The sequence below is a fragment of the Saccharothrix sp. NRRL B-16314 genome, assembly GCF_000716595.1.
Lineage (GTDB): Bacteria > Actinomycetota > Actinomycetes > Mycobacteriales > Pseudonocardiaceae > Actinosynnema.
The window spans coordinates 18,019-44,275 of the sequence record NZ_JNXC01000029.1; the positions used below are offsets into that span (position 1 = coordinate 18,019).

At 71.9% G+C, this 26,257-nt stretch carries 24 protein-coding genes; 10 read left to right on the forward strand and 14 right to left on the reverse strand.

Going from position 1 to position 26,257, the window contains the following annotated elements; translation table 11 throughout:
- Positions 1-119: 119 nt before the first annotated feature.
- On the forward strand, positions 120-1,259 hold the full coding sequence (locus OQ02_RS30860; protein ID WP_156077415.1) for a hypothetical protein: 1,140 nt from the start codon (positions 120-122) through the stop codon (positions 1,257-1,259).
- A 165-nt stretch (positions 1,260-1,424) separates the two neighbouring features.
- Here OQ02_RS30860 and OQ02_RS30865 read toward each other — a convergent pair whose 3' ends face one another.
- The 6 genes from OQ02_RS30865 to OQ02_RS30890 all read right to left on the reverse strand — a co-directional run bounded on the left by OQ02_RS30865 (position 1,425) and on the right by OQ02_RS30890 (position 6,288).
- Positions 1,425-2,090, reverse strand: coding sequence for a type 1 glutamine amidotransferase domain-containing protein (locus tag OQ02_RS30865; RefSeq protein WP_033442165.1), 666 nt, complete (start codon positions 2,088-2,090; stop codon positions 1,425-1,427).
- On the reverse strand, positions 2,087-3,265 hold the full coding sequence (locus tag OQ02_RS30870; protein ID WP_033442166.1) for an MFS transporter: 1,179 nt from the start codon (positions 3,263-3,265) through the stop codon (positions 2,087-2,089). Before OQ02_RS30870 ends, OQ02_RS30865 begins: the two co-directional genes overlap by 4 nt.
- A gap of 73 nt (positions 3,266-3,338) precedes the next feature.
- On the reverse strand, positions 3,339-4,067 hold the full coding sequence (locus OQ02_RS30875) for an HAD family hydrolase (RefSeq protein ID WP_033442167.1): 729 nt from the start codon (positions 4,065-4,067) through the stop codon (positions 3,339-3,341).
- Entirely contained in the window at positions 4,064-4,606 is a 543-nt protein-coding gene (locus OQ02_RS30880) for a DJ-1/PfpI family protein (RefSeq protein ID WP_033442168.1), read from the reverse strand. Before OQ02_RS30880 ends, OQ02_RS30875 begins: the two co-directional genes overlap by 4 nt.
- Before the next feature lie 49 nt (positions 4,607-4,655).
- Positions 4,656-5,438, reverse strand: a complete 783-nt coding sequence (locus tag OQ02_RS30885) for a cupin domain-containing protein (RefSeq protein WP_081916058.1) — start codon at positions 5,436-5,438, stop codon at positions 4,656-4,658.
- A gap of 157 nt (positions 5,439-5,595) precedes the next feature.
- On the reverse strand, positions 5,596-6,288 hold the full coding sequence (locus tag OQ02_RS30890; RefSeq protein ID WP_033442169.1) for a type 1 glutamine amidotransferase domain-containing protein: 693 nt from the start codon (positions 6,286-6,288) through the stop codon (positions 5,596-5,598).
- Between the two features lie 163 nt (positions 6,289-6,451).
- On the opposite strand from OQ02_RS30890, the gene OQ02_RS30895 reads away from it, so the two are divergent.
- Positions 6,452-7,351, forward strand: a complete 900-nt coding sequence (locus OQ02_RS30895) for a LysR family transcriptional regulator (protein ID WP_033442170.1) — start codon at positions 6,452-6,454, stop codon at positions 7,349-7,351.
- A gap of 88 nt (positions 7,352-7,439) precedes the next feature.
- On the forward strand, positions 7,440-8,330 hold the full coding sequence (locus OQ02_RS30900; protein WP_033442171.1) for a LysR family transcriptional regulator: 891 nt from the start codon (positions 7,440-7,442) through the stop codon (positions 8,328-8,330).
- Between the two features lie 79 nt (positions 8,331-8,409).
- On the opposite strand, the gene OQ02_RS40330 is transcribed toward OQ02_RS30900, so the two are convergent.
- On the reverse strand, positions 8,410-8,886 hold the full coding sequence (locus OQ02_RS40330) for a MarR family winged helix-turn-helix transcriptional regulator (RefSeq protein ID WP_156077416.1): 477 nt from the start codon (positions 8,884-8,886) through the stop codon (positions 8,410-8,412).
- A gap of 82 nt (positions 8,887-8,968) precedes the next feature.
- Between OQ02_RS40330 and OQ02_RS30910 the strand changes: the two genes are divergently transcribed.
- The 6 genes from OQ02_RS30910 (at position 8,969) to OQ02_RS30935 (ending at position 15,867) form a co-directional block, all read left to right on the forward strand.
- Complete coding sequence (locus tag OQ02_RS30910; protein ID WP_033442172.1) at positions 8,969-9,895, forward strand: quinone oxidoreductase family protein; 927 nt, start codon at positions 8,969-8,971, stop codon at positions 9,893-9,895.
- 130 nt (positions 9,896-10,025) lie between these two features.
- A complete protein-coding gene (locus tag OQ02_RS40335; RefSeq protein ID WP_033442173.1) occupies positions 10,026-10,388 on the forward strand; it encodes an FAD-dependent oxidoreductase in 363 nt (120 codons plus the stop codon).
- A 74-nt stretch (positions 10,389-10,462) separates the two neighbouring features.
- Positions 10,463-12,817: a xanthine dehydrogenase family protein molybdopterin-binding subunit gene (locus OQ02_RS30920; protein WP_231500306.1), complete on the forward strand. Its 2,355-nt coding sequence runs from the start codon at positions 10,463-10,465 to the stop codon at positions 12,815-12,817.
- Positions 12,814-13,659: an FAD binding domain-containing protein gene (locus OQ02_RS30925; protein ID WP_033442174.1), complete on the forward strand. Its 846-nt coding sequence runs from the start codon at positions 12,814-12,816 to the stop codon at positions 13,657-13,659. Before OQ02_RS30920 ends, OQ02_RS30925 begins: the two co-directional genes overlap by 4 nt.
- Complete coding sequence (locus OQ02_RS30930) at positions 13,656-14,219, forward strand: (2Fe-2S)-binding protein (protein ID WP_231500307.1); 564 nt, start codon at positions 13,656-13,658, stop codon at positions 14,217-14,219. The genes OQ02_RS30925 and OQ02_RS30930 overlap by 4 nt, the downstream gene beginning before the upstream one ends.
- Before the next feature lie 412 nt (positions 14,220-14,631).
- The gene (locus tag OQ02_RS30935; protein ID WP_033442175.1) at positions 14,632-15,867 is read left to right on the forward strand and encodes an epoxide hydrolase family protein; all 1,236 of its coding nucleotides are present in this window, start codon (positions 14,632-14,634) and stop codon (positions 15,865-15,867) included.
- 16 nt (positions 15,868-15,883) lie between these two features.
- Here OQ02_RS30935 and OQ02_RS41475 read toward each other — a convergent pair whose 3' ends face one another.
- The 4 genes from OQ02_RS41475 to OQ02_RS30960 all read right to left on the reverse strand — a co-directional run bounded on the left by OQ02_RS41475 (position 15,884) and on the right by OQ02_RS30960 (position 21,613).
- Complete coding sequence (locus tag OQ02_RS41475; RefSeq protein WP_051772999.1) at positions 15,884-16,726, reverse strand: HvfC/BufC N-terminal domain-containing protein; 843 nt, start codon at positions 16,724-16,726, stop codon at positions 15,884-15,886.
- A complete protein-coding gene (bufB, locus tag OQ02_RS30950) occupies positions 16,719-17,648 on the reverse strand; it encodes an MNIO family bufferin maturase (protein WP_081916059.1) in 930 nt (309 codons plus the stop codon). Before bufB ends, OQ02_RS41475 begins: the two co-directional genes overlap by 8 nt.
- The gene (locus tag OQ02_RS30955) at positions 17,645-19,585 is read right to left on the reverse strand and encodes a ferritin-like domain-containing protein (protein WP_051773000.1); all 1,941 of its coding nucleotides are present in this window, start codon (positions 19,583-19,585) and stop codon (positions 17,645-17,647) included. The genes bufB and OQ02_RS30955 overlap by 4 nt, the downstream gene beginning before the upstream one ends.
- 369 nt (positions 19,586-19,954) lie before the next feature.
- The gene (locus OQ02_RS30960) at positions 19,955-21,613 is read right to left on the reverse strand and encodes a serine/threonine-protein kinase (RefSeq protein ID WP_051773001.1); all 1,659 of its coding nucleotides are present in this window, start codon (positions 21,611-21,613) and stop codon (positions 19,955-19,957) included.
- A 118-nt stretch (positions 21,614-21,731) separates the two neighbouring features.
- Between OQ02_RS30960 and OQ02_RS30965 the strand changes: the two genes are divergently transcribed.
- Positions 21,732-23,135 (forward strand): M1 family metallopeptidase, encoded by a 1,404-nt coding sequence (locus OQ02_RS30965; protein ID WP_033442176.1) that lies wholly within the window; start codon positions 21,732-21,734, stop codon positions 23,133-23,135.
- Positions 23,136-23,167: 32 nt separating this feature from the next.
- Here the strand turns inward: OQ02_RS30965 and OQ02_RS30970 are convergent, their stop codons facing one another.
- From OQ02_RS30970 to OQ02_RS30980, 3 genes are read right to left on the reverse strand one after another with little or no spacing between them, the layout of a single operon-like run.
- The gene (locus OQ02_RS30970) at positions 23,168-24,103 is read right to left on the reverse strand and encodes a LysR family transcriptional regulator (RefSeq protein WP_033442177.1); all 936 of its coding nucleotides are present in this window, start codon (positions 24,101-24,103) and stop codon (positions 23,168-23,170) included.
- 15 nt (positions 24,104-24,118) lie between these two features.
- Complete coding sequence (locus OQ02_RS30975; protein ID WP_033442178.1) at positions 24,119-25,426, reverse strand: purine-cytosine permease family protein; 1,308 nt, start codon at positions 25,424-25,426, stop codon at positions 24,119-24,121.
- A complete protein-coding gene (locus OQ02_RS30980; RefSeq protein ID WP_033442179.1) occupies positions 25,420-26,100 on the reverse strand; it encodes a tRNA-dependent cyclodipeptide synthase in 681 nt (226 codons plus the stop codon). The genes OQ02_RS30975 and OQ02_RS30980 overlap by 7 nt, the downstream gene beginning before the upstream one ends.
- Positions 26,101-26,257 lie beyond the last annotated feature (157 nt).

Sequence of the window (26,257 nt, forward strand, 5' to 3'; positions counted from 1 at the left end):
CGCAGGGTGGCCCGGAAGTCCCGGAGCCGGGTCGCGGAGCGCAACCCTGGCCCGCCTACCCGGCTGGACCGGCGTTGCCACCGCCTGTGCCTCCGCAGCGCAAGAGCAGGGCGGTGTGGGTGGTCCTGGCAGTGGTGGTGGTGCTGGCGGCCACCGGGGTCACGGCCTGGTTGACCTTGAGCGGCGGTGGTGAGGAGCGGTCGGGCGGACGGTCCGGCGGTGACGTGGCCGACGAGGCAGGGTGCTCGGGCACCTACTGCATCGGCCAGTACCAGTACGTCAACGCTTGCGGCCTCCTCGACCCGTCGAGCGCGACCGCCCGGATCGGCCCGATCGGTGACGAGGGCCTGCTGGTGCAGGAGTCGTTCATCGACCCGCTGCCCGCCGCCGACCCGGCATCGCCGCCCACGTGGCCCTTCGTGGTGCGGTCGCTCTGCGACATCAGGACGGTCGACCACGAGAAGGCGGTGTTCCGCTCCCTGTCGTTGGAGTTGGAGCAGTACGCCAAGGACGGCGTGGCGGAGGAGAAGCCCGCCGAGCGGGGCCGGTCGTTGCCGGGCCTGGAGAACGTCGCCGTGCAGGACGGGGACGGTGGCGTCGAGGTGTTCGGCCGGGTCCGGAACACCCGCTTCAGGCTGAACCTCGTGTGGAGCAACAAGAAGCCGCCCATCCCCGAGTCCACGCTCACCGCGCTGGTGGACAGCGTCGTCAAGGGTGTGGCCACTGGCCCCAGTGCGGCAGCGGACCTCGGTGAGCTGAGCGAGGGCGGGCGGCGGGTCGTGACCGACGTCTGCACTGTGTTCACCGGTGCGGACTTCCAGGACGCGGTGGACTACGCGGTGGACCCGACCAACGTCGACCGCAGCTACAACACGACGTTGACGGGTTCGATCACGGGGACGTGCAGGCGCACCACCGCCCCGCTCGACCGCGAGCGGCCGGCTCCCGAGGGCACCACTTACCTGAACGGGGCGATGTCGCCCAAGGTCACGGTCACCCAGCACCCCGATGCCGCGGCGGCGCGGGCGGCGGTGGCGAAGGATCGCCGGAACATCGCGGGCACGGTGGACATCCCGGGCATCGGTGACGGGGCGGTGTTCGGCACCGGCCGCTCCGCCTTCGTCCTGGAGTTCACGCGGGGTTTCCACCAGGTCCGCATCGACTGCGGGCTCTCCAACGGCACCGCGGCCTGGACGCCCGCCGACATGCGCGCCCGCTTGGAACCCCTTGCCGCCGCCGTGGCGGCACGAATGCCCTGACGCGCCGATTCGCGTAGCGGGATCCTCACAGGTGCCGGTGAGAACGGTGGCTGGTGAGAACGGTGGCGGCGAGGACGGTGGCGGCGAGGACGGTGGCGATCGAGGTGGTGGCCCGCCCGCCGGCGACCGGGCCGGGCCATCCGGGCGAAGGCGTGGAACCGGGGATCACCCGGTGATCGCGGCGGCGAGCAGGCGGGCGAGGGTGGGTGCGGAGGCTGGGTTCTGGCCGGTGATCAGGCGACCGTCGACCACCGTGTGCGGTGCCTTGTCGGCCGCTCGGCTGTACACCGCGCCCCTCGCCTCCAAGGTGTGCTGGAGCGGGAACGGGACGACGTTGGTCAGGCCGCGGGTGTGTTCGGCCTCGTGCGAGAACGCGGTCAGGCGCTTGCCGTACACGAAGTGGGTGCCGTCGGCGAGCGTGGTGTTCACCAGGGCGGCCTGGCCGTGGCAGATGGCGGCGACGACCCCGCCCCGCTCGTGCACCGAGCGGGTCAGGTGCTGGATGGCCGGGTCGTCCGGGAAGTCCCACATGGCACCGTGGCCGCCGACGTAGTAGACGGCGGCGTAGCGGGTCGGCTCCGCCTCGGCGACCGGGATGGCTGTGCGGACCTTGGCGCCGCCGTCGGCGTCGGCGAGGAAGTCGGCGTGCTCCGGCTCGGCGCCGATCATGGGCGGCGGTCCGCCGCGCGGCGACGCGAAGTCGACGGCCACGCCGGCCGCGCGCAACGCCCGCCACGGCTCGACCGTCTCGCCGAGGTGGTAGCCGGTGGGCGTCCTGGTGTCACCGAGGACGCCGTGGCCGGTCAGGACGAACAGGGCGCGAGGACTCACGAATTGCCTCCTGGAGTGCGGTTGGACGTTCCGACGAGCACGGCCGCGGCCACCAGCCCGACGGTGTAGGCGATCAGGGTGGGCCGGTAGCCCAGCGACGCGGCGAGTGGTTGGGCGAGCGCCGCTCCCGCGAACAGCAAGCACGTGTTGACCGCGATCGCGGTGCCCGCCGCGGCCGGCACCAGGGTGTGCAGCAGCCCCACGAGCCCCGGCACCGCCAGTCCCATCCCCGCGACGACGACCACGCTGCCCGCCACCGCGACCCCGGGCCGGTCCGCACCCGCGAGCGCGACCAGCATGCCCACCGCGGCGGTGAGGAACCCGGCCACCGGCAGGTGCCGCGGTCCGCGCCGGGACAGCAACCCCGACACCACCGGCGCGACGACGAGCGCGACCGCACCGACGGCCCGGACGCCGACCTGCCCGGACGCCGTGATCCCGGTCGTCGCGGCCAGGTGCGGGCCCAGCACCGCGTACACGGCCACGAACCCGCCGAACACCGTGGGCGCGGACGCGAAAACGGCGACGGTCGGCCAGGTCGTCGCCAGCCGGGCCATCGTCCGCGGCGCACCTCGCCACGACGTCGGCGCGACCGGGCGGTCCGGCGGCAGCAGGCGGGCGAGGACGAGCGCGGTGACCGCGTAACCGACCGCGCCCACCCAGAACGGCAGCCGCCACGCGTCCACCGCGAGGGCTCCCACCGCCTGGCCCACGACGCCCGCACCGAGCAGCCCTCCGGTCACCGCCGTCATCGCCGCCGCCCGGCGCTCCGGCTTGATCCGCTCGGCCACCAGGACGAGGGCCACCGGCGCGAAAGACGCGGCGGCGAACCCCTGGAGCGCCCGGCAGGCGAGGAACACCTCCCACGCCGTCGCCACGCCCGCCGCCGCCGTGGCCGCAGCGGTGGCGACCGTGCCGACGACCAGCACCGCGCGGCGACCGACCTGGTCCGACAGCGGACCGAAGACCAGGAACCCCACCGCGTAGGCGATGGCGAACGCGCTGCCCGCCCACACCGCGGCGCCACCCACCCCGAACGCCTCCCCGAACGTCGCGCTCAGCGGGATGGCGAGGTACAGCTGCGCGGGCACGAACAGGGCCAGGGCGACCAGCAGCACCACCTGCACGCCGGTGAGCCCGTCGACCGGCGCCACCCTGGCGCTGCTGGTCGTCATGGTTGCTCCTCACGATCGGAAGGCGGTGCCGTGCGGGCTCTCGTGCGCCCGCACGGCACCCGGGTGAGCGGGGTCAGATCCCCGCGAGGGCGGAAAGCTCCAACGGCTCGACCTCGTGGCGGGCAGCCTCGTCCCGGTGTTCCGGGATCTGGTAGCCCCACTGCGCCCACAGCGCGCGGGCGCCGGTCTCGGCGACCCGTCGCACGTTGGCCAGGTTGTCGTCCACGAAGATCACCGACGACGGGGCGACGCCGCGGCGTGCCGCGAGGTCGCGCACCGCGTCCGCCTTGGCCCCGCACTCCCCGTACACCTCGGCGACGGTGGAGCCGAGCGCGTGCCGGTCGAGGATCGCCCGCACCGACGCGTCGTCCTTGGCGGTGATGATCGCCACCGAACCCGCGTGCCGCCGCAGTGCCTCGGGCAGCCCGGGGTAGAGGGTGTGCAGGTCCAGCCAGAACTCCGGTTCGCGCTCGCGCAGCCACGACCGCGCCGCACCGGCCGCCTCGGTGAACGCCGCCACTTCGGCGGGGTCGAGCGAGGCGAACAGCGCGTCGAACTCGTCCTGCGTCACCACGGCGTCGACCTCCGGGTGGTGGGCGACGACGAAGTGGTCGAGCAGCCGGGCGTAGTCGCGGACCTTGCGGAACCGCGCCACGAACTCGACCTGCATCGCCTCCAGGTGCTTGATGCCCGGCGTGCCGCGATCGTGCCGGTGCACACCGAACCAGGTGATCAACGCGCACTCGGCGAGCGCGTCGCACACCACGCCGTCGAAGTCGAGCGCCAGCACCGTGCCCGTCACGCGGCGCTCAGCTTCTCGGTCGTCTCGAACACCGCGCGCATGAAAGCGCCCATGTACCCGTAGTACGAGCAGGTGATGATGTTGCCGTCCACGATGACGTCGCTGTCGACCACGTCGGCGCCCGCGTTGACCACGTCGTCGCGCAACCCGATGTAGGCGCACGCCCGCCGTCCGCGCAGGACACCGGCGCTGATCATGATCCACGGTCCGTGGCACAGGCCCGCGACGACCTTGCCCGCCTCGGCCATGCCGGCGACGAAGTCGAGCACCCGGCGGTCCTGGCGCACCCGGTCCGGCGCCTCGTGCCCGCCGGTGAGCAGGACCACGTCGTAGGCGTCGACCGCGAGGTCGTCGAACGAGATCAGCGGCCGGGCCGTCTTGTCCATCGGCAGCGGCACGCCGTACTTGCCGGTGACCTCGTCGGCGTTCTTGGTGGCGACGTCGACGTGCCAGCCCTCTTCGCGGAGCCGGTAGTAGGTGAAGACGACGTCGTGGTCCTGGAAACCGGGACCGGTGATGATGACCGCGCTGCGGCTCATGGTTGAAGTTCCCCCCTGTGGTGACGTGCATCGGTCGTCGGGCGATCCGCTAGGCGGCGCGGCTGACCGACAGGTAGTGCAGGTCGGTCTCCGGACGCCTGCGGTCGTCCGGGTGGCCGGTCAGGATCGTGACGTCGGAGCGCACGACGCCGGCCATGCACAGCGGCACGTGGAACAGGTCCTCGGGCCGCCTGCGGTAGAACAGGTCCATCCCGGTGCGCAGTTCGAACCGGAACCGGCCGTCCGGCGCGCGGTCGCGCATCCGGGCGTTCGGGAAGGACGGGATGCGGCGCATCGGGTGCCGGTCGGCCTGCCGCGACTCGGTCTCGTAGCCCTGACCGGTGCGGCTGTAGTCGTCGGCGAGCCTGATCAGGTCGAACTTGTTGCGCGGCACCTCGACCTCGATCAGCTCCAGCGGTTCGTCGCCGGTGTTGCGGGTGCCGTGGAACGCGCCCGGCGCGATGCGCAGCACCGTCCCCGCCCGCACCGGCACCTCGGTGCGGTCCAGGCCGGTCGTGACACCCCTGCCGCCCAGGCAGATCAGGTACGTCAGCTTGCGCGGGTGCACGTGCACCGAGGTGCTGTGCGGCGGGCTGATGTGCAGGGCCCAGAAGTCGAAGAACTCGTCGACGTAGGCCCGGTACTCGTACCCCCACGGCTTGGGCACCACCTCGTCGAGGTGCGCGTCGACGTCGAACTGCTCGTTGGCCGTGCGCGCTCCCCCGCGCACGAGCCGGGTGAGCGCCTTGACGTCGGCGTCGCCCGCGTCGAACCGGACCACTCGAAATCCGGTGTCGACCTCGGCCGGCGCCGGTGGCGCCAGCTCGGCCATTTCTTCCATGATCCCCCCACTTTTCCCCCGAAAACTGATGGGAAAAGTCAAACACGCGGCGAAAGGGGTATCAAATAAGAATTCGAATGCCGGCCATAAGCGTCCGTTTCCCGAAATGTCGTGCCACGCCGGCTCCGGTGGATCACCACCGGAGCCGTCAGCCGACGGTGGTCGACGCCAATTCGCGCACGACCGCTTCGGCGACACCGGTCGCCGACGCCGGGTTCTGGCCGGTGACCAGGCGGTCGTCGACGACCACGTTGGCCGCGAAGTTGTCGGCCGGCACGTGCACCGCGCCCCGTTCCTCCAAGCGGCTCTGCAACAGGAACGGCACCACCTTGTCGAGGCCGACCGCCTGCTCCTCGGCGTTGGTGAACGCCGCGACCCGCTTGCCCGCCACCAGCGGGGTGCCGTCGGAGAGGGTGACGTTGACCAGGCCCGCCGGACCGTGGCACACCGCCGAGACGACCCCTCCCGCCTCGTAGATGTCCCTCGCCACCCCCGCCAACGCCGAGTCGTCGGGGAAGTCCCACATGGTGCCGTGGCCGCCCGCGAAGAGGATGGCCGCGTACTGCCCCGGGTCGACCTCGGCCGGGGTCGGCGTGGCCGCGAGCTTGCCCGCGACCACCTCGTCCGCCAGGAACCTCGTCTGCACCGCGTCGGACGGGTCGACCCCGTCGCGCGGCGGGTTGCCGCCGCGCACCGACACCAGGTCCACCTCGTAGCCCGCCTCGGTGAACACCCGCCACGGGTGGGCCGCCTCGGGCAGGTAGAACCCGGTGGTGCGGCCTGTGTCGCCCAACCGCTCGTGGCTGGTCAAGGCGATGAGGATCTTCTTCTGCTCGGACATCCTGTTCCCCCTTGGGTTGTTGCTCCCCGGTCGCGCGGTGAAGCGGTCACCTCTGCGCAGGGTCGAGCGTAGGCTCGGCGACCTATCGGAATCCAATGCGTCAGACGGCACGATGCCATCGCTTTTCCGATGGTTCAGGTGGTGCAGGGGTGGGGAGTCGAGGGTGGAACTGGACCTGATGAGGACGTTCCTGGAGGTCTACCGGGCGGGCACGCTCACGGCTGCGGCGCGGTCGCTCGGCCTGTCCCAGTCGACCGTGACCGCGCACCTGCGGGCGTTGGAGCGCGAGCTGGACCAGCAGCTGTTCGAGCGGCTGCCGCGCGGCGTGGCGCCGACGGCGGTCGCCGACGAGCTGGCCGCGCGGGTCGGCACGCACATCGACGCGCTGGTCGCCGTCGGCCGGTCGCGGCCGGACCGGGGCCTGTTCGCCCGGCCGGTGCACCTGGCGGGCCCGGTCGAGCTGACCACGGTGAAGGTGCTGCCGTCGCTCGCGCCGCTGGTCGAGCAGGGGCTGCGGCTGCGGGTGAGCACCGGTCTGGCGGACGACCTGCTGGCCGGGCTGCCGACCGGGCGGTTCGACCTGGTGCTGTCCACCGTGCGGCCACGGACCAGGGCGACCACCGCCGTGCCGCTCACCGACGAGGAGTTCGTGCTGGTCGCGAGCCCGGAGTGGGCGCGCCGGATCGGCGCCGGGCGGGTGGCGGCCGAGGGCGCCGCGGCGCTGCGGGACGTGCCGCTGATCGCCTACGCCGAGGAGTTGCCGATCGTCCGGCGGTACTGGCGCAGCGTGTTCGGGCACCGCCCGGCCGCCGCGTCGGCCGCCGTGGTGGTGCCGGACCTGCGCGGGGTGCTGGCCGCGGTGGTGGCGGGCGCCGGGATCACCGTGCTGCCCCGGTACCTGTGCGCGGGCGAGTTCGCGTCCGGTGCGCTGGTCCCGCTGCTGGAACCGGAGATCCCGCCGATCAACACGCTGTACCTGGCGACCCGCGCGGGGAGCGAACTGACGCCCGCGATCGCCGCGGTGCGCGCACACCTGTTGATGCAGAGCAGGCTCTGGCAATGATCAGCCGGCCGCTGCGCCCGCCGGCGTAACGTTTTCGAATTGCGGCAGACTTTTCATGTGAACGCCGAGGTCCACATCTGGGGGGCAGATGGACTACTCGTTGTTGGCTACGTGCCTGGCCGTGTACCGCTGTGGCTCGCTCACGAAGGCGGCCCGGCTCCTGGGGATCTCGCAGCCCGCCGTGACCGGGCAGATCCGAGCGCTGGAGGGAGTGCTGAGGCAGCCGCTGTTCACCCGGACCGCCAAGGGCGCCGTGCCCACCGACGCGGCGCACGAGCTGGTCCGCGACACGGCCGACGCGCTCGACGCGCTGGAGGTGGCGGTGTCCCGGCGGGTGCGGCCCGAGGAGCTGACCGACCGCACGGTGCACCTGGCGGGCCCGTCCGAGGTGATGTCGTGCCGGGTGCTGCCCGCGCTGTCGGACCTCGTCACGGGCGGGCTGCGGTTGCGGCTGACGTTCGGCCTGACCGACGACCTGGTGAGCGGCCTCACCGAGGGCCGGTACGACATGGTGGTCTCGACCCGGCTGGACCGCACGCCCGGCATCGTCACCACCCCGCTGATGGACGAGTGCTTCGCCCTGGTGGGCTCGGCGGAGTGGGCGGCGAAGATCCCGGCCGACGCGATCGGCAGGGGCGGCGCGGCGGCGCTGGAAGCCGTACCGCTGATCTCGTACGCCGACAACCTCCCGATCATCCGCCGCTACTGGCAGACGGTGTTCGGCTACAAGCCGACCGTCGTGCCGCAGGTGACCGTGCCGGACCTGCGGGCGGTCCTGGCCGCCGTCCGCACCGGGGCGGGCATCTCGGTGCTGCCGACGTACCTGTGCGCGAAGGAGGTGGACGCCGGGGAGGTCGAGGTCCTCTACCACCCGGAGATCGCGCCCCTGAACACCCTGTACCTGGCCACCAGGGCCACCGCCGACCACACGCTGGACGCCGTGCGGACCCACGTGCTCGCCCAGTCCCGGCACTGGTGATCCGGCGTGCGGTGGGTGCGCGACCGGCGGTGGTCGACTCGGTGAATACCGCGCCTTTCGTGATCACGAAGGTCCTCGCCTAAGTCGTGAGGGGCGATGGCGGTGCCGGCGCGTTCGTCGGCCCCGTGCTCGTGGCGTCCGTTGTGGACGAACCCGACAGGGTGTCGAGCAGCTGCGCGAGCTGACGGTGTTCGTCGGGCTCCAGGCGGTCCATGAAGGGCTTGAGGGCCGCGCGGACTTCTTCCTGCAACCGTTCCGCGAGTTCGCTGCCCGCCGGGGTGATGAACACGTCGACCGCCCGGCGGTCCTGCGGCGACTTGTCCCGTGCCACGAGACCCCGGCGCTCGGCCCGTTCGACGAGACCGGACATCGTCGACTTGTCCAGCCCCAGGAACGCGGCCAGGTCGGTCATCCGCGGCCGGCGGTCGCGCAGGATGCCGAGCACCCGCAGCTGGGTGAGGGACAGGTCGTGCTCGGCGGCGATCCGGGTGAGCACGGCCATCACCCGGAAGGACGTCCGGACAAGGGCGTCGCCGAGCGCGTCGTCAGGGTTCATGTCGGGATCCTACTTGACATGGTTTGTAATACCAATCAATCTGGAGGTAGTTGGTAATGCAAATCAAGTGTGAGGAGTCGCCATGCACGCCGCCGTGGTCACCAGCTTCGACGCCCCGCCCCAGTACGGCGAGTACGCCACCCCCGTCGCCGCCGGCGAGGACGAGCTGGTGGTGGAAGTCCTCGCGGCCGGACTGCACCGACTGGTGAAGGGCCGGGCGAGCGGCAGGCACTACAGCGGCGCCGGCACGCTCCCGCTCGTCCCGGGCGTCGACGGCGTCGTGCGCGACCAGCACGGGAAGCTCCGGTACGCGGTCCTGATGGACGGCACCCCGGGCACGTTCGCCGAGCGGGCGGTGATCGACCCCCGTCGTAGCGTGGTGCTGCCCGATGACGCCGACCCGGTGCGCATCGCCGCCGCGATGAACCCCGCCATGTCGTCCTGGGTCGCCCTGCGCCGCCGCATCGCGTTCCAGGCAGGACTGCGCGTGCTCGTCCTCGGCGCCACCGGGAGCGCCGGACGCATGGCGGTGCAGATCGCCAAGCGGTTCGGCGCCGCGCACGTGATCGCCGCCGGGCGCCACGCCACCCGGCTCGCCCCGCTGCACGAGCTGGGCGCGGACGAGGCGGTGACGTTCGACCAGGCCGACCGCGCCGCCGACGTCGACGTCGTCATCGACTACGTGTGGGGTGAGCCGTCCGCCCGCGCGATGACCGCGATGATCACCGCGCGCCGCGACCGCCGCGCGCCGCTGGACTGGATCCAGGTCGGGTCCGTCGCCGGCGAAACCACTCCCGTCCCCGCCGCGCTGCTGCGCGCGGCCCGCCTGCAGCTCTGCGGCAGCGGTTTCGGCTCGCTCTCGGGCCGCGACTTCCTCGCGGAGCTGCCGGAACTCGTCGCTGCGGTGCACACCGGCGGGATCGAGGTGCGGGCACGTCCCGTCCCCCTCGCCCGGGTCGCCGAGACGTGGGACGCGGAGACGGACGACCGCATCGTCTACGTCCCGTGACGCGCCGTCTCCGGCAGGACCCATCGCGAAGGGGAGCCATGCCCACCCACAGCCGCAAGCGCTGCCTCGTCGTCGGCTTCGGCATCAGCGGTCTCGCCACCGCGATCCGCCTGCGCCAGATTGGGAGCCGGTGATCGTGGAACGCGCACCGGACCGCCGATCGGACGGCTATTCCGTCGCCCTCTTCGGCGCCGGACAGGCCGCCGCGCGACGACTCGGCTTCGACCACGCCATCCCCGACCGGGCCGTGCGCGACGGCAGCACCCACATCGTCACCCGGGACGGTGGCCGCCGGCCCGGCCTGGGGTTCGCGGACCTCCCCGGAGAGCAGCGGATGATGCTGCGCGGCGACGTCGAGCGCGCCGCGTTCGGCGCGCTACCCGGCGATGTCGAGATCCGCTACGCCACCCGGCCCACCGGGATCGAGCAGGACGAGTCCGGTGTGGACGTCACCCTCGACCACGACGGCACCGAACGGAATCCGGGCGGGTGAATCACCCGGGTGTAACCGACCGCGTGCTTCCCCCGCCGCGGCGGGCGGTGCCAAGGTGGAGAAGACGACCGGGGGTGACCGTGGGCGGTGGGCTGATCGGCGCACGCGTGAGCCGTGCGGAGGACGTCCGGCTGCTCACCGGGCGGGCCGTGTTCATCGACGACGTCCGGCCGCCCGGCCTGCTGGAGGCGGCGATCCTGCGCAGCCCGCACCCGCACGCCCGGATCGTGCGCATCGACACGGCGGCGGCGGTCGCGCACCCCGGCGTGCTCGCCGTCGTCACGGGCGCGGACGTGCGGGCACTGGTCCACCGGCCGCAGCCGCTGATCTGGCGGATCTCGCCCGCCGGACGGGAAACGGTCGCGTACCCGCTCGCCGTCGACAAGGTGCTCTACACCGGGCACGGTGTGGCGGCCGTCGCCGCGGTCGACCGCGCCACGGCCGAGGACGCGCTGGAGCTGATCGACGTCGAGTACGCGCCGCTGCCCGCCGTCACCACGGTGGAGCAGGCGCTCGCGCCGGACGCGCCCCGGCTGCACGAGGACTGGCCGGACAACGTCGCGGGCCGCACCGTGGTGGCGAAGGGCGACGTGGAAGAGGCCTTCGCACAGGCCGACGTGGTGCTGCGCGAGACGTTCCGCTTCGCCCGGCAGCTGGGCGCGCCGCTGGAGACGCGGGGCGTCGTCGCGACGTGGGACCCGTTCACCTCGCACCTGGACGTGTGGCTCAACACCCAGGGGCCGCACCTCGCCCGCGAGCTGTTCGCCGAGGTCCTGGGCCTGGCGGTGGACAAGGTGCGGGTGCGCGTGCCCGACATCGGCGGCGGTTTCGGCAGCAAGGCCGGGTTCTACGGCGACCAGGTGGTGGCCGCCGTCCTGTCCCGCGCGTCCGGGCGGCCGGTGAAGTACGTGGAGGACCGGCGGGAGAGCTTCGTCGCCACCGTGCACGCGCGGGAGCAGCGCATCGACGTCGAGGTGGCGGCCCGCGCCGACGGCACCATCACCGGCCTGCGCGGCACCGTGCACGGCGTGCTCGGCGCCAACTTCAGCACCGTGGGCCTCAGCCCGTGCTGGACGACGGCCGCCGTCATGGCGGGGCCGTACGCCATCCCGGCGGTCGAGGTGAACGTCGTCGGTGTCGTCACCAACAAGCCGCCCTACGGCTCGTACCGGGGGTACGGGCTGCCCAAGGCGAACTTCGTGCACGAGCACATGGTGGAAGCCCTCGCGCGCCACCTGGGCGTCGACCCGCACGACGTGCGGCGGCGCAACTTCGTGACCGACTTCCCCCACCAGAGCCCGGTGTTCGTCTACGACAGCGGTCGGTACGCCGAGTGCCTGGACCTGTGCCGCGACGCAGTGCGCCGCGCCGGGTGGGCGGACCGCGTTGCCGGTGCGCGGGCCGGCGGCGCGCACGTCGGCATCGGCTACGCGTTCCACAACGAGGTGTCCGCGTTCGCGCCGTCCCGGATCGTCAACATGTCGGGCTTGGACCACTCCGGGTTCGACGAGGCCGCGGTGCGCATCGACTCCACCGGGCACGTGAGCGTCCACACCGGACAGACGTCGATGGGCCAGGGCATCCACACGGCGTTGGCGCAGGTCGCGGCGCACGTCCTCGACGTGCCGCTGGACCACGTCACGGTCATCTCCGGCGACACCGACTCCGCCCCGTACACCGGGTACGGCACGGCGGCCAGCCGTGCGGCGGCGGTCGGCGGCGCGGCCGTGCTCAACGCCGCCACCCGCCTGCGGGCCAAGGTGCTGCGCATCGCCGCGCACGTCTTCGAAGCCGCACCGGACGACCTGGTGATCGACGAAGGCGTGGTGTCGGTGAAGGGCGTGCCGGGGCGGAGCGTGACCTTCGCCGACATCGGCGACGCGGCCTACCGGCGGCCCCACGGCGTGCTGCCCGAGGACGAGGCGCCGACGCTGCACGAGCGCGAGGTGTACGACCCGGTCAACGTGGCCACGGCGTTCGGCTGCACGGCCGTGCTCGCCTCGGTCGACGTGGAGACCGGCGTCGTCGACCTCCTCGGCTACCTCATCGCGCACGACTGCGGCACGGTCATCAACCCGATGATCGTGGACGGCCAGCTCCAGGGCGGCGCGGCGCAGGCCATCGGCGGCGCGCTGTACGAGCGGCTGGCCTACGGCGCGGCGGGGGAGGCGCTGACCCTGTCGTTCGCCGAGTACCTGCTGCCGACGGCCACCGTGGTGCCGCCGTTCGGCGTCGACCACATGGAGACTCCCGCCGACCACATCCCGGGCGGTTTCAAGGGAGCGGGGGAGGCCGGGGTGATCGGCGGCGGGGCGGCGATAGCGCACGCGGTGGAGGACGCGCTGGCGGAGTTCGGCGTGCGGATCACGTCGCTGCCGATCACACCGCCGGACCTGCTGGCCGCGATCCGCGCCGGGAGCGACCGGTGAAGGCCGCGCCGTTCGACTACGTCCGGGCGTCGTCCGTGGAGATGGCGGTGGACGCGCTGCGGGACGGCGCCGTCGCGCTGGCGGGCGGCCAGAGCCTGATCCCGCTGCTGAACGCGCGGGCGCGGCGGCCGGCGGTCGTGGTCGACGTGTCCCGGCTGCCGCTGGCCGGCGTCGAGCAGGTCGGCTCGACGCTGGTGCTCGGGGCGATGACCAGGCTGCGCGCCGCCGAGACGTCACCGGTCGTGCGGCGGGCCGTGCCGCTGCTGGCCGAAGCCCTGACGCACGTCGGTCACGTGTCCGTGCGCAACCGCGGCACGGTCGGCGGCAGCGTCGCGCACGCCGACCCGGCGGCGGAACTGCCGGCGGTCCTGCTGGCCCTGGACGCGGTCTTCTCGGTCAGAGGGCGAGGTGGCACGAGGGAGGTCGACGCCCGCGACTTCTTCCGCGGCCCGCACCGCACCGCGCTCGCCGCCGACGAACTCCTCACCGGCATCCGCGTCCCGCTGCCGCCGGCGACGGCCCGCTGCGGCATCGCCGAGCTGAGCCGCCGTCCCCACGACCTGGCGATCACGGCGGTCTTCACCTCGGTCGTGCTCACCGGCCGCGTCGTCACCGACGTCCGCATCGCCGTGGCCGGCGCGGCACCCGTCCCGCTCCGGGCCCATGCGGCGGAACACGTCCTGCGAGGCGAAGTCTTCGGGCCCGACGTGCTGGCGGCGGCGGCCGAAGCGGCGGCGGACGCGACCGACCCGATCGACGACGTGCACGCACCGGCCGCGTACCGCCGCGACATGACGGCCGTGCTCACCCGCCGGGCACTGCGACAGGCGGTGCCCGCGTGAAGATCACCGTCACCGTCAACGGCCACACCCGCTCGGCCGACTGCGAACCGCGCCGCACGCTCGCCGACTTCCTGCGCCACGACCTCGGGCTCACCGGCGTGCACGTCGGCTGCGAGCATGGCGCGTGCGGCTCGTGCACGGTCCTGCTGGACGGCGCGACGGCCCGGTCCTGCTGCGTCCTGGCGGCACAGGCGGAGGGTTCGGACGTCACCACGGTCGAGGGCCTGGCGACCACGTCCCTGAACCCCCTCCAGGAGTCGTTCCGTCGCCACCACGCCCTGCAGTGCGGCTTCTGCACGCCGGGGATGCTCGCGGTGGCGACGGAACTGCTGCGCGACAACCCCGCGCCCACAGAGGCCGAGATCCGCACGGCAATCGCCGGCAACCTCTGCCGCTGCACCGGCTACCACTCCATCGTCACCGCCATCGCCGCCGCACGAGACGAGGGCACGCCCTCGGACGACGACACCGCCGGCAGTCCGCTTGACGACAGGGCCGGGAATCCGCTCGCCGACACCGCCGGGAGTCCGCCCGAAGACGCTGCGGGGCAGTCCGCTTGACAACGCCGCCGGCGGTCTGCCCGACGATGCCACCGGGAGTTCGCGTGAGGACGCTGCGGGGCAGTCCGCTTGACGATGCCGCCGGCGGTCTGCCCGACGATGCCACTGGGAGTCCGCCCGAAGACGCTGCGGGGCAGTCCGCCTGACGACACCGCTGGCGGTCCGCTCGAAGACGCCGCCGGGAGTCCGCGTGAGGACGCTGCGGGGCAGTCCGCTTGACGACGCCGCCGGGCGTCCGCCCGACGCCACCGCCCGCAGTCCGCCCGACACCACCACGACACCACGCCACCGCGTCGCCCCGGAGCCTGACGACTGCCGGCGGTCGCGTCGGGGCGGATGAGGGGATGTCCTATCGTCGGAGCCGTTGAGCTCGCCGACACCGCTTTCCCCTACCTGGTGAGGAACCACGCCGGTGACCACCCCGCACGCCTTCCCGTTGGAGCCGACCCCGATCCACGTGCCCGACGAGGTCATCGCCGACCTGCGCGCCCGTCTCGCACTGACCCGCCCACCGGTGGACGAGGGCGGTGGGGACTGGTCCTACGGCGTCCCGGCCGGCTACCTCGGCGAACTGGTCGCCTACTGGCGGGACGGCTACGACTGGCGCAAGGCCGAGGCCGCCATGAACGCCCACGAGCACTACCAGGTGGACGTCGCGGGTGTCCCGGTGCACTTCATGCGCAAACCCGGCCGCGGTCCCCGCCCGATCCCGCTGATCCTCACCCACGGCTGGCCGTGGACTTTCTGGCACTGGTCGAAGGTGATCGACCCGCTCGCCGACCCTGCCGCGTCCGGCGGTGACCCCGCCGACGCGTTCGATGTCATCGTGCCGTCCCTGCCCGGCTTCGGTTTCCCCGGACCGCTCACCGGCTTCCCGGACGTCAACTTCTGGAAGGTCGCCGACCTCTGGCACACCCTGATGACCGAGACCCTGGGCTACGGGAAGTACGCCGCCGGTGGCTGCGACATCGGCGGGATCGTCTCCAGCCAGCTCGGCCACAAGTACGCCGACCAGCTGTACGGCATCCACATCGGCTCCGGGCTGCCGCTCGACTTCTTCAACGGGCCCCGAGCCTGGGACTTCGCCCGGAACCGGCCCCTCACCGACGACCAGCCCGCCGACGTCCGCGCCCGCATCGTCGAGCTGGACCACCGCTGGGCCGCCCACCTCGCCGTGCACACGCTCGACGGCGCGACCCTGGCCCACGGTCTGAGCGATTCACCCGCCGGACTGCTCGCCTGGCTGCTGGAGCGCTGGAACGCCTGGAGCGACAACGGCGGCGACGTCGAGTCCGTCTTCACCAAGGACGACCTGCTCACCCACGCCACGATCTACTGGGTGAACAACTCCATCGCCACCTCCATGCGCTACTACGCCAACGCCAACCGCTACCCCTGGGCACCCGCCCACGACCTCACCCCGGTCGTGCAGGCCCCGGTCGGCCTCACCTTCGTCACGTACGAGAACCCGCCCGGCATCCACACCGCCGACGAGCGCGTCCGGGCGTTCAAGACCGGCCCGCAGGCCGCCTACTTCAACCACGTCAACGTCACCGCGCACGACCACGGCGGCCACTTCATCCCCTGGGAGAACCCCGACGCCTGGGTGAACGATTTGCGCCGCACCTTCCACGACGGCAGGCCCTGAACGACCCGCCGCGATGTCAGGAACGGTCGTCGGGCGTGCACGTGGCCAGTCCCGCGTCCACCGCCAGGGGTAGCCAAGTGCACAACGCGGCGAGGATGCGGGAGGGGTCGCGCCCGCAGGTGCGGGCGGTGGTCGCGGCTGCGGTGTGCAGGGGGGTGCCACCGGCGGCGCACGCGTGCAGGAAGGCGTGCTGCCAGGGCGCGAGGACGTGGACCCGGACGCGGTAGTGGGTGCGGGCCACGGCGTAGCAGGTGTCGCCGGGCTCCGGGACGGGTGGCCGGACGCCGTGGTCGGCGGCGGTGACGGTGTCGAGCAGGGCGAAGTCCAGCCGCAGCAACCGCAAGGTCGGCGGGGTGCGGACGGTCAGGTCCGGCGAGGTCATCACCGCGAACGGTGCGACGGGCTGGTGGTCGGGCTCGGTTTCCACCCCTCGGGCCCGGCGTGATTCAGCGCGTGCGCGTTCCAACCGGGCCAGCGCGGTGGGCAGCGCGTCCGGTGAGCCGGGAGGTCCGAGCGGCTGGGGCCGGGTCTCCTGGAGGAAGTCGGCGAAACCCGCGCCGAGGTCGAACATCGAGTAGGAGGTCGGGGGACGTGCCGCGACGTAACCGTCCGCGAACAAGCCGAACACCTGGTCGCCGACGAGGGCGTGGAGGACGGGGAACTCGGCTTTGAGGCATTCGCGCAAGCGCGCGCGGTAGCCACGGGCGTAGATGTCGACGCGTTCTTCCGCTCTCAGCCGGTCGGAACCCCGGACGACGTCGGACGGCCTCGGCATCCGATCGCCGCCGTGCGCTTCCCCGGTGCCCGTGCAGGTGGTCAGCAGCCACTGCTGGAGGACGGCGAGGTCCGGCTCAGGCATGAGCCCGGCCGTCCGCGTGCGGCCGGGGGGACGCCACGACGCCGGTGGTGCCCGCCTTGCCCGCCTTGCCCGGCGGCACGCGCCCGGCGCGGACTTCCGCCGCCTTGGCGAGTTCGGCGACCAGGTCGGGGAACGGCGGGATGTCGGCGTCCCACTCCAGCAGGGTCGACACCCCGCCGGTCCGCTGCTGCACCAGCGCGTAGAGCGGCCACACCTCGTCGGGCACGGGACCGTCGTGGGTGTCGAGCAGGTAGTGACCGCGATCGGCGGGGCCGGCGAGGTGGACCTGGACGACGTGCTCGGCCGGCAGGCCCCGGATGTACGTCACGGCGTCGAAACCGTGATTGGTAGCGCTGACGTGGACGTTGTTGACGTCCAGCAGCACACCGCACCCGGTGTCCTGTGCCAGCTGGGCCAGGAACTCCCACTCGGGGATGTCGGACGCGTGGAACTCCAGGTAGCTGCTGGGGTTCTCCAGGACCAGCGGCCGGCCGAGGTGGTCCTGCACCGCCCGCACCCGGTCGGCCACGTGGGCGAGGCTGCGCCGGGTCAGCGGCATCGGCAGCAGGTCGTGGCTCGTGACGCCGTTGACCCCGGTCCAGCACAGGTGGTCGGAGATCCAGGCCGGGCGCACCCGCTCGGCCAGTTCACCCAACTTGTCCAGGTAGCCGGTGTCCAGCGGGTCCGTGCTGCCGATGGACAGGGACACCCCGTGCATCACCACCGGGCGGTGCGCCGACACGTGGTCCAGCACGTGGGCGGCGAAACCGTGGTCGTCGAAGAAGTTCTCGCTGATGATCTCGAACCAGTCGACGCCCCACGCTTCCGGAGGGGTGTCCACCAGGTAGCGGAAGTGGACATCGCGCAGCCCCACGCCGTCACCGAGGTTCGGCAGCCCCAGGCGGGCCGTCGTGCTGCTCACGTCGACGGGGGGAACGCCAGCCGCACCTTGTTCGGCTGCGGTTTGGGCGCCACGGGCAGCTTGCGGTGCTCCATCACGACTTGGTAGGCGCGGTAGGCGACGTCGTAGACCTTCTCGCCGCGCTCGAACGCCATCTCGCTGATGGGCGTGGAGGCGTTCCCCTCGCCGACGAAGTCGTACAACTGCATGGTGCCGCCCTGCGGCAGCACCTGCGAGGCCGAGATGGGTACCGCGCAGCCGCCGAAGGCGCCGCACTTGTTGTCGCCCGGAGGGGAGTACAGGGTCCGCTCGCCGTCCTGGGTCGCGTCGCCGTCGGTCTTGGCCTTCACCAGCGCGAAACCGCAGTTCCCACCGCCACCGGTCTTCTGCACGAACCCGCAGCCACCCTGGGCCTTGCACGCGTTGGACCCGCGGCAGGAGTGGAAGACGTCGACCGCCGCGCAGTCGTTCGCGTGGCCCGTCTTGTTGGTCAGGTCGAGGCCCTGGCAGGCGTGCAGGAGCTTGGTGCCGTGGTCGACGCCCACCGCGCCGCCCAGGTCGGGCGCCTTGCGGAACAACGCCCAGCAGATCGCCATCCGGTCGCCCGAGCCGGCCATGGACGGGTAGGGGAACATCACCTTCTCGTCGGTCCAGTAGGTGTTCAGGACGGTGGTGATGCCGGCGATCGAGCCGACCGCGGCCTGGCTGATCGTCCGGTACATCGCGTCGTCGCGGCCGAGGTCGTTCATCGCCTCGGCGATCGTGGCCGGGTCCGGCAGGCCGTACTTGTCGGCCTTCTGCCACGACGCGGTGGTCAGGTCCGCGGCCTTCCACGGCCGTTGCTCGCTCTTGCGCCACTGCGGCCACGTCAGGAAGTCGTGCTGCTTGAGCAGGGCTTCGATCTCCGCGAAGCGCTCGTAGTGGTCCTTGCTGCCGTTGTCGTACCGCGCCGTGGCGTCCCTCGACTCGGCCGGGCCGCCGGTGTCGGTGTAGTCGGGGTAATCCGCCTTCAACGCGTCCAGCGAAGCCTGGTACTTGTCCTCGACCATTTCCGGGCGTGCCCTCGGCAGTTCACCGCCTTCCCCCTGGTCGGTGATGGCGCTGATCATGTCCCACACCAGCTGGAGCGAGGGCCGGGTGATGGTCGTGTCGAAGCCCGGGTACTCGCGCTTGGGGTGACCGGGTGGCTTCTCGACGTTGAACAGGTCCCGCTGCAAGGCGGCACTGTCGTAGACGTACTCCCACAGCTTCTTCGTCGGTGCGTCCTCGTAGGTCAGGTTCAGGTAGTCGTAATAGCACAGGTACATGTGCCCGATCGTGCCGAACATCGGCAGGTCCTTCTCCGTCATGCCCTGCTCCCACCGCGGGAACGGGACGGGCGGGAAGTACTTGTGCCGTGCTTCGGGTTTGATCTTCGCGCGGGCGTCCTGCTCGGGTTGCTCGATCACCCGGAACAGGCGGGTCTGCTCCAGGTCCACCGCGCCGATGTTCACCTTGACGTCCGACGAGTCCGTGGTGTCGGTCAGGTCGACGATGTGCGGGATCACGGTCTTGTCCGGCCCGTAGCACGTCCAGCCGTGGGCGGGGTTCTGCAGCAGGGGACTGGTGAACAGCGGGGTGACGCCGAGCCGGCTTGCCAGGTTCGCGGCCAGCTGGACGTGCAGCATCTCCTCGATGAACACCGAGAAGACGATGTTGAAGGCCTTCTCGTTCGGGGTGGTCGGCTTCGCGGTGGTGGCGGAACCGGGCCACAGCCGGCCCCGGTAGAAGTCCTGGCCTTTGCCGGTGATCTGGTGCATGCCCTGGATCGAGGTCATCGCGCACATGTAGAGCGGGATCGTGAACAGCTCCACGTTCACGGCCGCCTGGGCGATCGCCCTCAACGCCGAGATGTCCGCTTTCCGGGAGCCGGCCGGCCGCGGCTTGGCGACGGTGTCGGTGGTGACGGCGTGGTCCATGTTCACCTTCCCTGTCGGTGGCGTCCCGGGTGGCGCGGTCGGTGCCGGTCGGAGCGGTCGTCGGTTTCCCGCGATTCCCGCGATTCCCGCACGGATCGTTCGTTGATCTCGTGTCGCGCGAGAGGCGCATGGCGCGTGCCGTGGTGGCGGGCGGTCCTGACTCGACCATAGGGGGTGTGGTGCGATTCCCGGCGTAGCTGGAAAGGGCGAATTCCGCGTTCAGCCACACGGGCACGGGACATCCAGTTGCGTGACGCCGCACATCTCGACAGGGGGACGCATTCACCTGGAGGTGTGACGTTTTTCAGGGATGGTGATTCGGCGTGACTTCGGGCGCGGGCGGTGGGCTCCCGAAGTCACGCCGAGGGGTCACTTGTCGCGCGGGTAGGCCTTCTGCACCTCGCCCTTGAGGTTCGCCTCCAGGTACGCGCCGCCGTAGTCGTCGATCAGGTACACCCGCATCGAAGGGGTGTCGTCGATGATGTCGATGTCCACGATCAGGTACCGCATGGTCGGTTGCGGTACGCCCAGCTCGGCCGTCGCCCGGTCGAACAGCGCGGGCAGGGCGTCCCAGTTCACCTCGTTCAGGTCGAGCACGGCGCGGTCGGCGTCCACCCCGTCCGGACCCTGCCTGGTCGCCTTGCCGCCCTTGTACTCGAAATCGTCGAAGCCGTGCGCGACCGCGGCGGTCGGGGCGACCGCCGACGCGCGGTCCGGCCACAGCGTCAGCTCGGACACCTTGGTGCCGCCCATCGCCTCGCCGAGCGCGCCGGCCGCCTTGCGCGCACCGGCGGGCGTGAGCAGGTCGTCCTTCACCGCGTAGGCGACCGTGGTGGTCGTCGGGCCGGCGGTCGGGACGACGTCGGACCGCGTGGTCGTCGTCGCGGTCGACGAACCCGTGGGGGAGTTCGCCGAGTCGTCCTTCTTCGCCAGGTGGACCACGAGCAGCGTGGAGGCGACGACCACCGCCACCCCGACCAGCGAGGACACCACGGCGCCCGCCCGCCTGCGCGTCTTCGGAAGCGGGGTCGGGTAGGACTGCTGGTAAACGGGGGGAAGCGGACCGCCGACCGGTGTCGGCGTCGGTCCGGACGGCCACTGGGGGTACTGCAGCTGCGGCTGAGGACCGCTCGGCGGCCCCGGGACCGGGAACCCCGCCGGGGTGGGAGGCCCCGTGAACGGAGCCGAGTCGCGCTCGGCCGCCGCGAACATCTGGTCCAGCACCTCGCCGGTCGGCCGTTCCGCCGGGTCGTTGCGGAGGGCCGCGTTGAGCGCGGGCGCGAGGGCACCCGCGCGGCGCGGCGGCGGTACCGGCTCGGTCATCACGGCGGCGAGGGTCGCCATCGTCGTCGCGCGGCGCATCGGGTGGTGACCCTCGACGGCCACGTACAGCAGCATCGCGAGCGACCAGAAGTCCGACCCGGTGTGCGTCTCGTCGCCGCGCAGCCGCTCCGGGGCGATGTACTCCGGTGAACCGATGACGTCGCCGGTCGCGGTGAGCTGGGTCGAGCCCTGGAGGGCGGCGATGCCGAAGTCGGTGAGCACGGCGCTGCCGTCCGTCCGCAGCAGCACGTTGCCCGGCTTGACGTCGCGGTGCATCACGCCCGCGGAGTGGGCCGAGCGCAGCGCCGCGAGCACGTCCCGCCCGAGCCTCGCGGCCTCGACCGGGGTGAGCACACCGGCGTCCAGCCGCGCGTCCAGCGACGTGCCGCGGACCAGTTCCATGACGATCCACGGGTACGGCGAGTCGGCCGAGTCGATGATCTGGTAGATCGACACGACGTTCGGGTGCTGCAACCTGGCGAGCGCGCGGGACTCGCGCAGCACGCGCTCCCGCAGCTGGGCGGCCATCGCCGGGTTGCCCTCGATCTGGTCGGCGTCGGCCGGGCGGACCTCCTTGATGGCCACCTCGCGGTGCAGCCCCAGGTCGAGGGCGCGCCAGACCGTCCCCATCCCGCCGCTGCCCAACCTCTCCAGCAGCTCGAACCGGCCGTCGAGGATCCGGCCGGTGTGCTCTCTCTCAGACACCGCGCAACGCTAGCAACCGGCCGCCGGGATAACGCGTCGACATGGGGAAGTGGCAGTGGGCCGGGGCACGGGTGGGCGCTGAGACTGGCCCGAAACCGACCGAACCGAAAGGCTCCCCATGACTGTGCGCGTCCGGCGACTCACGTCGTCGGTCACCTTGCTGTTGTGCGGCCTGTCCCTGCTCCCGGCGACCGCCGCCGCGCAGGAGGACACGATCGGCGGGGATGGCTACGTCCACGTCGCGCCGAACGGCACCGTGCTGGGCGTCGACCCGTACTACCCGACCGACGGCAACGGCGGGTACGACGTGGACCGCTACGACGTCTCCCTGTCCTACGACCCGGCGAACCGGTACCTCAACGCCAGAACGGTCGTCACCGCCACCACGACCCAGCGGCTGAGCCGGTTCAACCTCGACCTGCGCGGGCTCACGGTGACCAGCGTGCGGGTCGACGGCGTCCCGGCCACCTTCACCCGGGCGAAGGAGCACGAACTCGTCATCACGCCCGCGGTCACCCTGCCCGAGGGCGCGTCGTTCACCGTGACGATCGCGTACTGCGGTCGGCCGCAGGCCGAGTACACCGGCCGCGGCTGGACCGGCTGGCGGACCTCGTGGACCGGGGGAGCGCTCGCCGCCGGCGCACCGCACTCGGCGACGACCTGGTTCCCGGTCAACGACACCACGGCGGACAAGGCGACGTTCGGCGTCACCGCGACCGTGCCCAACGGCTGGACGGCGGTGTCCAACGGCGTGCGGAAGTCGGTCCACGTCGATCAGCGGACGACGGTGGCCTGGTCGGAGGACACGCCGATCGCGCCTTCGGCGACCATGATCGGCCTGGACCGGTTCACCGTGCGCGAGTCGGCCCTCTCCGCCGGCACACCGGTCTTCGACGCCTTCGCGCCGTACAGCGACGCCGGCGCGCTCGCCGCCAAGCTGCCCGCCGTGGCGGACTTCCTCACCGGCAAGCTCGGCCCGTTCCCCTACTCCTCCGCCGGCGGGCTGTACGTGCCGGACAGGTTGGGCTACGCGCACCCCTCGCAGGGGCGCCCGGTGTTCGGCGCGGGCGCCGGTGAGGCCGCGCTGGTGCAGGCGGTGGCGGCGCAGTGGTGGGGCAACAAGCTCGCCATCAAGATGTGGAAGGACCAGCCGCTGGTCGAGTCGTTCGCCCGCTACCTGCAGTGGCTGTGGGACGAGGAGCGCCACGGTGTCGCGGTCGAGCAGCGCTACCTGGCGGCCGTCGGCGCCGCCGACGAGGCGTTCTGGGCGCGCAAGCTCGCCGACCCCGGCCGGGGCAGGGAGTTCTCGGTGTCCGACAAGGGTGTGCTGATGGTGCACGCCCTGCGCAAGCGCATCGGCGACGAGAAGTTCTTCACCGTCATGCGCGAGTTCCCGGAGATCAACGACAACTGGAACCAGGGCTGGTACGACTGGGAGCTGTACACGGCGGCCGTGGCCGACATGGATCTCACGGCCTTCTTCGAGACCTGGGTGTACGGCACGACGGCGCCCACTGAGTGACGCGCCGAGCCGGCCGGGGCAGCCCGGCCGGCTCACTCCAGGTAGCGGGGGAGCACCGACGACGCGTCGCACTCCGCGCGGTAGGCGGCGGCGGCATCGGTGAGCACGGCCCGCGCGTGCTCGGCCACCACCCCTTCCCGGTGCCACAGCAGCACGAACCGGCGTTCCAGCGCGCCGTCGGCGAGCAGCCGCATCACGACCTGGTGGTGCCCCTCGCACACGCCCTGGGACAGCGCGACCGCGCCGCTGCGCACGGCGGCGATCGTCGTGGAGTTGTCGTCCGAGATGTGCCGCACGCGCGGCTGGAACCCCGCGGAGCGGCACGTGTTGTGGAAGTACTCGTGGAACCGCGAGGAGTCCGGGCTCGGCAGCACCCACTCCACGTCGGCGAGGTCTTCGAGCCGCACCACGTCGTGCCGTGCCAACGGGTGGTCCTCCGGCAGCACCACCATCGTCGGGTCCAACGCGACCACGGCCGTCTCCACCGACGCGGGCACGCTGACACCGAACCCCGGGTAGTCCTTGAGCAGCCCCACTTCCAGCCGGCGCTGGGCCACCAGGTCCACCACCAGGTCACGGCGGTCGCTGTCGACCAGCGACGCGCCCTCACCGGACGGGACGTGCTCGGCCACGATCGCGGGCAGGTGGCTCAGGATCGGCGAGCACACGCCACCGACCCGGATGCGCGCCGCGGTCCGGTCGGCGCGCGACTCGATGTCGCGCACCAGACCTTCCATCAGCGGCAGCACCGCGTTGATCCGGCTCAACAGCAGTTCGCCGGTGGGTGTCGGTGTCACCGCCGCGGAGTGGCCGCGGTCGAACAGGCGCTGGCCGAGCGCGTTCTCCAGCCGTTTCAGCTTCCCGCTCACGGCGGGCTGGCTGATGCCGAGCACCACCGCCGCCTCCGACAGGCTGTCGGTCTCGCCGATGGCCTGCACGAGGCGGAGGTGGTGGACGTCGAGTTCCATGCCGTCACACCCCGTCTAGCGGTGAGTGTCGACGCGGGACCTGGGCGGCGGTCGCATGATCCCGACTGTCCTGCCGATCACAGCGTACAGCGCGAAGGCGGTGACGACGGAGTTGATCGTCGGGATGCCGAAGGGCACCAGCACGCCGACGGCCGCGCCCACCGCCCAGCACAGCAGCGACGCGGGCACCCAGTTCGGCGGGTCCGGCGGCAGTTCGCCGGTGGCGCGCGACTCGTCCAGCGCGGTGCGCCACGTGCGGACCACGAAGTACTCGGCGATCATGATGCCCGCGACGGGCGGGGTGATGACGCCGATCCAGGTCAGGAACGTCGTGAAGTGGTCGAGGATGCCCAGCGCGGACAGCAGCGTGCCCAGCGCGCCGAGGGCGAGCGTGGCGGCGGGCCGGGACAGCTTGCGGCCGGCGAGCACGTCCACGGTGTTGACCAGGCCGAGCGACGCCGAGTACAGGTTCCAGTCGTTGATCTTCATGATCGCCGTGATCAGCACCAGGGTGCCCAGCACGCCGGACGTGGAGGTGATCACCGCGACGATGTCCGCGCTGCGCGCGGCGTGCGCGAGCACCACGCCGGTCAGGCCGATCAGGTACTCGCCGAGGGTGACGCTGATCAGCGTCTGCTTGACGACGTCACCCACCCGGCGGTTGAACCGGGTCATGTCGGGCGTCATCACCGCGCCCATGATGAACGCGCCCGCGACCAGCGTCGTGCCCTGCGCGAGGGACAGCGCGGGACCCGGCGGCGCCATGGACACCAGTTCGCCGAGGTCGTGCCGGCGCAGTTCCTGGCTGATCGCGTACCCGGCGAGCAGCAGGAAGGCGGGCACGGTGAGGTAGGCCGTCCACGCCATGAGGTGGAAGCCCGCGACGACGATCGACGTCACCACGATCCCGCCGATCACCGCCCACAACCACACCGGCGGACCACCCATCAACGCGTGCAGGCCGTGCGCGAACACGTCGTTCTGGACGCCGAACCACCCCGCCAGGCTCAGCGTCACCAGCAGGCCCACCAGGGCCGACCCGCGTCCGCCGAACCCGGCCCACCGGGCGAGCACGGACGTCGAGACGCCCTCCCTCATCCCGGCCACACCCATCAGCACGGTGACGATCTCCAGCATGACCGAGCCGAGCGTGATCGCCAGCACGGCGTCCCAGAAGGTCATGCCGAACCCGAGGACCGCCCCGAGCAGGAACTGGTGGAACGAGGACACCTGCCCGAACCGCTGCACCGCGACCGAGACCCAGGAGCAGCGGGCCGAGTCGGGCAGGCGGCGCAGCGAGTAGTCGTCGTGCACGGTCAGCACTTCCCGTCGTCGTCGGACAGCAGCACGAACCCCTGGTCGGGGCGGGGGCACCAGGTCAGCTCGCGGGCGTACAGGGACTCCAGGAACTTCACGCGCTGGTGGTAGGCGAACACCGAGCTCTCCACCCCCGCGATGGCCGGCGTGTCCACGAACAGCGGCAGCTCGGCGAGGAAGTACCGGACGGCGCACCGCAGCTGGTCCTCGCTCGGCACTTCGCCTTCGGGCAGCCTGCGGTCCAGCACCCACCGGGTCGCGTCCAGGCACCGGTCGGCGAAGGCCTCGTCGGTGGCGAACAGGTCGTGCGCGTGCGCCAGCAGCCGTTGGTAGGCCGCGTTCTCGGCCAGTGCCGCACCGTCGAGCACGTGCCGCTCGGGATCGGCCACACCGAGGTCCCCCAACGCCCGGCACACCTTGTTGACCACGTACTGGCCTTGGCGACGGGCTTTCGCGCGGGCGCGATCGGGGTCGTAACCCACCGCCTCCAACGTGTAGACGGCGGCGCGGTCGGGGATGAAGAAGTGGAAGCGCTCGAATCCGCTCCTGGCCCAGAGGGCCAGCGCGGTGATGCGTTCGACCGAGAAGTAGCTGTTGAAAGGGCTCACGCCGATGCACACGTGCCGGCCGCTTTCCAGCGGTCCGGCGCAGTGCTCGGTCAGCGGGGTTGTCAGCAACACCGTCGACTCCGAGATTTATATTGTGCAGGGATGCAGGGATATCCCGGAAAAACAGGGATTTGTTCGACCACTATGCGGACCCCTGTGGGGCGGTGGTAGTGCCGAAACGCCATGCCGCGGCCTTATAGTCCCTGCACCGCCCGCTGCGCGGCCCGCT